The organism is Uniformispora flossi (genome assembly GCF_049534875.1).
Taxonomy (GTDB): domain Bacteria; phylum Actinomycetota; class Actinomycetes; order Streptomycetales; family Streptomycetaceae; genus Yinghuangia; species Yinghuangia aomiensis.
In genome coordinates this window covers 1-4,462 of the sequence record NZ_JBMULZ010000045.1, presented here as the reverse complement: position 1 = coordinate 4,462, position 4,462 = coordinate 1, and the positions used below count along the sequence as shown (strand labels likewise).

The 4,462-nt window shown below is 46.6% G+C and carries 6 protein-coding genes; all 6 read left to right on the top strand.

Going from position 1 to position 4,462, the window contains the following annotated elements; all coding sequences use genetic code 11:
• A partial coding sequence (locus ACPA54_RS38920; RefSeq protein ID WP_423537279.1) for a LysM peptidoglycan-binding domain-containing protein occupies positions 1 to 535 on the top strand: 535 nt, incomplete at its 5' end.
• Between the two features lie 8 nt (positions 536 to 543).
• Complete coding sequence (locus tag ACPA54_RS38915; protein ID WP_376642737.1) at positions 544 to 1,368, top strand: glycoside hydrolase family 73 protein; 825 nt, start codon at positions 544 to 546, stop codon at positions 1,366 to 1,368.
• Complete coding sequence (locus ACPA54_RS38910) at positions 1,337 to 2,122, top strand: hypothetical protein (RefSeq protein WP_376642735.1); 786 nt, start codon at positions 1,337 to 1,339, stop codon at positions 2,120 to 2,122. Before ACPA54_RS38915 ends, ACPA54_RS38910 begins: the two co-directional genes overlap by 32 nt.
• Positions 2,123 to 3,229: a hypothetical protein gene (locus ACPA54_RS38905; protein ID WP_376642734.1), complete on the top strand. Its 1,107-nt coding sequence runs from the start codon at positions 2,123 to 2,125 to the stop codon at positions 3,227 to 3,229.
• 13 nt (positions 3,230 to 3,242) lie between these two features.
• Positions 3,243 to 3,461 carry a hypothetical protein gene (locus tag ACPA54_RS38900; RefSeq protein WP_376642732.1) on the top strand — a complete coding sequence of 73 codons (219 nt, stop codon included), beginning with the start codon at positions 3,243 to 3,245 and terminating at the stop codon, positions 3,459 to 3,461.
• Positions 3,462 to 3,466: 5 nt separating this feature from the next.
• Positions 3,467 to 4,243 carry a glucosaminidase domain-containing protein gene (locus ACPA54_RS38895; protein WP_376642730.1) on the top strand — a complete coding sequence of 259 codons (777 nt, stop codon included), beginning with the start codon at positions 3,467 to 3,469 and terminating at the stop codon, positions 4,241 to 4,243.
• Positions 4,244 to 4,462 lie beyond the last annotated feature (219 nt).

Below are 4,462 nucleotides of genomic sequence, written 5' to 3'. Positions count from 1 at the left end.
GGTTCAGGCACAGCTACAAAACAATCAATCTCTCATTGAAGGTAGCGTTGATACAGCCTTAAACAACTTTGCAAATGAATTGGGGCAGAACCAAGAATCATTTAAGTCAGATGTAATCGACACCATTACCGATATTGGCAAGGAAAACAAAACGTATGTTGACCAAGTAAAGGACAGCATTTCAAAACAGCTTGCCGATCAAGCGAAGAAATACAGCAACTTGGAAACAGAAAATGACCAGCTTCATAAAGAACTGGAAAAGCTGAAGAACGCGAAACCGTCAACACCTGCCAAAACGACAACACCTGCTAAAAAACCGTCAACCCCGGCTAAAAAGCCATCGCCAGCGAAAAAACCGTCTACACCAAAATACAAAACGGTGACGGTGAAAAAAGGTGACACGTTGTCAGAATTGACGCAGAAATATGGTAAGGGTGGTACAAAAGCCGCGTATATGGAAACAGCCAAGTTTAACAAACTCAAAGACCCGAACAAAATTAAACCGGGTCAGAAAATCAAAATCCTGACAAAGTAGGTGGAAGTATGGGCGTAAATATAAAGCCGTTTATCAAAGACGCGCAAGCCATACAGAAAGAAACTGGCATCCCTGCATCCATCATACTGGGTCAAATCATGTTAGAATCAGGCGGTTCAAACCCGGGCGGATTGTCCGGGCTTGCCTACTACTCTAAGAACCTATTTGGAATAAAGGGAAGAGGTACAGCAGGAAGTGCCACGATGGGTACGACCGAAGTATATAACGGTAAGACCTATCACGTGAAGGATGGCTTTGCAAAGTACAACAGCTATCAAGATTCCATACGCGCCCACGCGGAACTATTATCCAAGCCGCGTTATGCGTCAAAGCTGAAGAACGCAAAAAGCGTTGAGGACTATGCGAAGGGAATCAAAGCTGGAGGGTATGCAACAGACCCTAACTATGTAAATAAGCTTCTCGGCATTATCAGCAGTAACAACCTTCACCAGTACGATGATAAGGACATTACATTCAAAGGAACGTCAGGAGCCGGGGCGACAGGTGGGGATTCTTCATCTTCAGGCACTGACGACAAATCATATTTATCAAATATCATGTTCGGCGTGTTCAGATGGTCTCTTATTCTCGGGCTTGCTATCATTGCAATCGTGTTCTTTATGAAAGCCTTCCCAGCAGTCGGAGACGTTGCGAAAGGTACAGCATCCACCGCAATGGATTTTGTTCCGGGTGGTCGTGCTGTCAAATCTGTTTCTAAGGGAGCCAAAGCCATTAAGAAAGGACGCAGCGCGTCAAACCACATCAAGAAAGCCGCTACAATAGCAAAAGGAGTGAACAAGAATGCCGGAACTAGTCAAACAGCCGGGGGATGACCATAAAAAGAGTACATGGCGTGAACAGACCGTCACCATGCTACCGGGCGACATTACAACGGTTTATTTTGACGACACAAAGCCGAACCATTCAGCCATAACAAATAACACAAGTCAGATCGTGTACGTACACGAGCGCCCGAGCGTGTCGCCTAACAATTATCTTTTAGCCGTAGCGCCGGGGTCAACAAAGCTTTTGGCGCGACCGCTCGGCTATCACACAATCTACCTTGACGCCGCGATCGTGCAGCCCGAAAAAGTCCGGGTCGAATCTTGGATTGAGAAATTTACAGCGTCATCTATACCACAGTCCATTGACACCGTTCAGCTTGGGCAGATGACAGGAACCGTAGATATATCAGCGTTACCGCCGCTTGCGGCAGGCGACAAGCATATTGGGAGTGTTGAGATAGATAAGCCTGTCACACTCGGCGGGTCTTCTATCCCGGCGACACAACCTGTACCAACTCGGGAAGCCGGAATGAATGACTTTAGGGTTGGTGGGGTGAGTGTAGGCGTCACGCCTGTAATGGCAAAGTCAGGTTCTAGCAAACTGACAAACCGCCGAGAGTTGACGATCTACCCGCCTAACTCGGGTGTCATTTATTGGGGTAAGCAGGGTGTCGAGACGACTACAGGTGCGCCGCTCACGTCTAACGACAGCCCGCTAACATTTAAGGTTCATAGCCAAAGCCCTGACGTGTACCTAGTCGCTGATACTGAGACAGTCGTCACAATCGTGGAGGTGTCCTAATTGATTGAACTCGGGTCAAGGCGGACGCCGCCCTATGATGATACAGGCGTCAAAACAAGTATTTCAGATTTAAAAGACAAGATGGCAAAGCTTCAGGACACCGTTGACCATATGGACGTGTCAGATGAGATAAAGAACGATATTCTGACGCTTCAGCAAAAAGTCCAAGCGTTAGAGGATACCGCGGACGGTGGGTCAACTGGTGCAACTGACCAACAAATTCAAAGTATGAAGGCTGACGTTGATTCATTCGGCCGAGTCTTGGACGCTCATGTAAAGGACACGACCAAACACGTATCGTCTGAAGACCGTACCAAGTGGGACGGTATGAGTGACAGGGTGACGACATCAGAAACAAACCTGAAGAACCATATCGCAAATGCTAAACCTCACGTCTCGGATTCTGAACGTTTGAAATGGAATCAAGCTGCTACGGATGCGACACAGCTGCAAAAGGATTTACAGACAACGAATCTATCGCTTCAGGATGTTATCGGGGTTCAAAACTTCTCACAGAAATATGCATTAACGGATGCTGAAGGAATGCGGAAACGGTTGGCTTCAGCTGACAGCATATTCACCGCACCACCCGGTTTTTATTATGGGACAGGATGGAATCAACTACCGTTACCGGGTGACGCTTCTTGGTACTATCTCGACATTCTACCAGCGCCAAACGGTCTGCGGAAATTGGTTCTGACACGTTCCTATGATAATACGTCATGGATTGGTGTTATACACACTGACAATGTATTCAGGGGTTGGCGACAGCTGTTTACACAAAATGATTTTATGGCGCTCACATGGTATAACCTTCCGTTATTGAATGGAGCAAAGGCGTCAGGAAGAACACCGCAGTATACCCGCTGGGGAAACATCCTCATGCTAAAAGGTGACGTGGCGTGTGACCTCGGCGTTGACTTTGCACAATTGCCCGCGTCATATTCACCGTCAGACAAAAAGGCGGTCATGGCAACAGCATACGGAACGACAGGCTTCACAAAATTTTATATCAACACTGACGGTAAACTGGCGTTTGTCGGCTTTTCAGGAAACAATCAGTCCGCCGTGTCCAGTTGGTCATTAGACGCGGCAGTGCCTTACTAGGAGGGTTGGAGCAATGGAAATGATACAAGTATTCGTATATGATTCGGATTTCATCTTCGACTATCCTGAAATTGTTCCGGCTGATTCCGTACCGGATAATGCGACAACCGTACAGCCGCCGGGATATTGGCGGGCGCAATTTCAGAAGGATAGAAAACTATGGATTGAATCCGCTTCAGACGAACAAATAAATGAAATGAGACAACAAATGAGGGAGAGTGTAAAAGAATGAGTTTCATGGAGAATGTTGCAAGTGAAGCACAAAAATTATACGGTGTAAGTCGAGTTTTACCTTCAGTTATCACAGCACAAGCCATACATGAGTCAAATTGGGGCAAATCCGGGCTTGCTACGCGTGCAAATAACCTGTTTGGTATAAAAGGTATCGGGAACGCTGGAACCGTTCATATGGGCACGTGGGAGGTTTTAAACGGGGTCGATAAAACAATCAAAGCAGGGTTCCGGGCGTATAAGTCTGTTCGCGATTCTATCATAGACCTTGTGAACCTCTATAACCGTCTTGACCGTTATAAGGCTGTTGTCGGGGAAACGAACTATGTACAAGCTTGTGCCGCCATCCAAAAGGGTGGATATGCGACAGACCCGAACTATGCGAAGAAGCTTATCGCCACAATCGAAGCCCACGGGCTGACGAAATACGATAAGGTCGGGAACAAAGCCGCAGTGAAGGCGAAACCTGCCAAGTCGTCCGGCTCGACATATACCGTTAAGGCGGGTGACACATTGACAGCAATTGCAAAGAAATATAATACGTCAGTGAAGGAGTTGGCGAAAGTGAACGGTATTAAAGATGTTAATATGATTCGTGTTGGTCAAGTCCTGAAGGTATCAGGAGCCGCACCATCCGGCGGTACATTCTACACCGTAAAGGCGGGCGACAACCTGACGAAAATTGGTAAGAAATTCGGTGTGTCCGTTAAGACATTGACCACAGTTAATCGTATCCCGGATGCGAATAAGATTTATGTCGGTCAACGGTTAAGGGTGAAATAATTTACAATATATACTAACATTTGTTAAAATTAAGTAGAATAGGAGCCGCGGAAGACTTCTATTCTATCTGTAACAATAGAGTCACGCCCGAGACACAACCCGCTGGAAAAATATCCGGCGGGATTTTTTATTATTGACAGTTCCCGGGTGACATGTTAATTAGCACAGAAATGTGGGATTGTCAAGGAAAATCAGTGAATTTAGCGGCAAGAATCGTAC

What these genes read in the sequence shown, in the direction of transcription:
- ACPA54_RS38915 (WP_376642737.1), top strand. Translation starts at nt 544, where the DNA reads ATGGGCGTAAATATAAAGCCGTTTATCAAAGACGCGCAAGCCATACAG.
- ACPA54_RS38910 (WP_376642735.1), top strand. Translation starts at nt 1,337, where the DNA reads ATGCCGGAACTAGTCAAACAGCCGGGGGATGACCATAAAAAGAGTACA.
- ACPA54_RS38900 (WP_376642732.1), top strand. Translation starts at nt 3,243, where the DNA reads ATGGAAATGATACAAGTATTCGTATATGATTCGGATTTCATCTTCGAC.
- ACPA54_RS38895 (WP_376642730.1), top strand. Translation starts at nt 3,467, where the DNA reads ATGGAGAATGTTGCAAGTGAAGCACAAAAATTATACGGTGTAAGTCGA.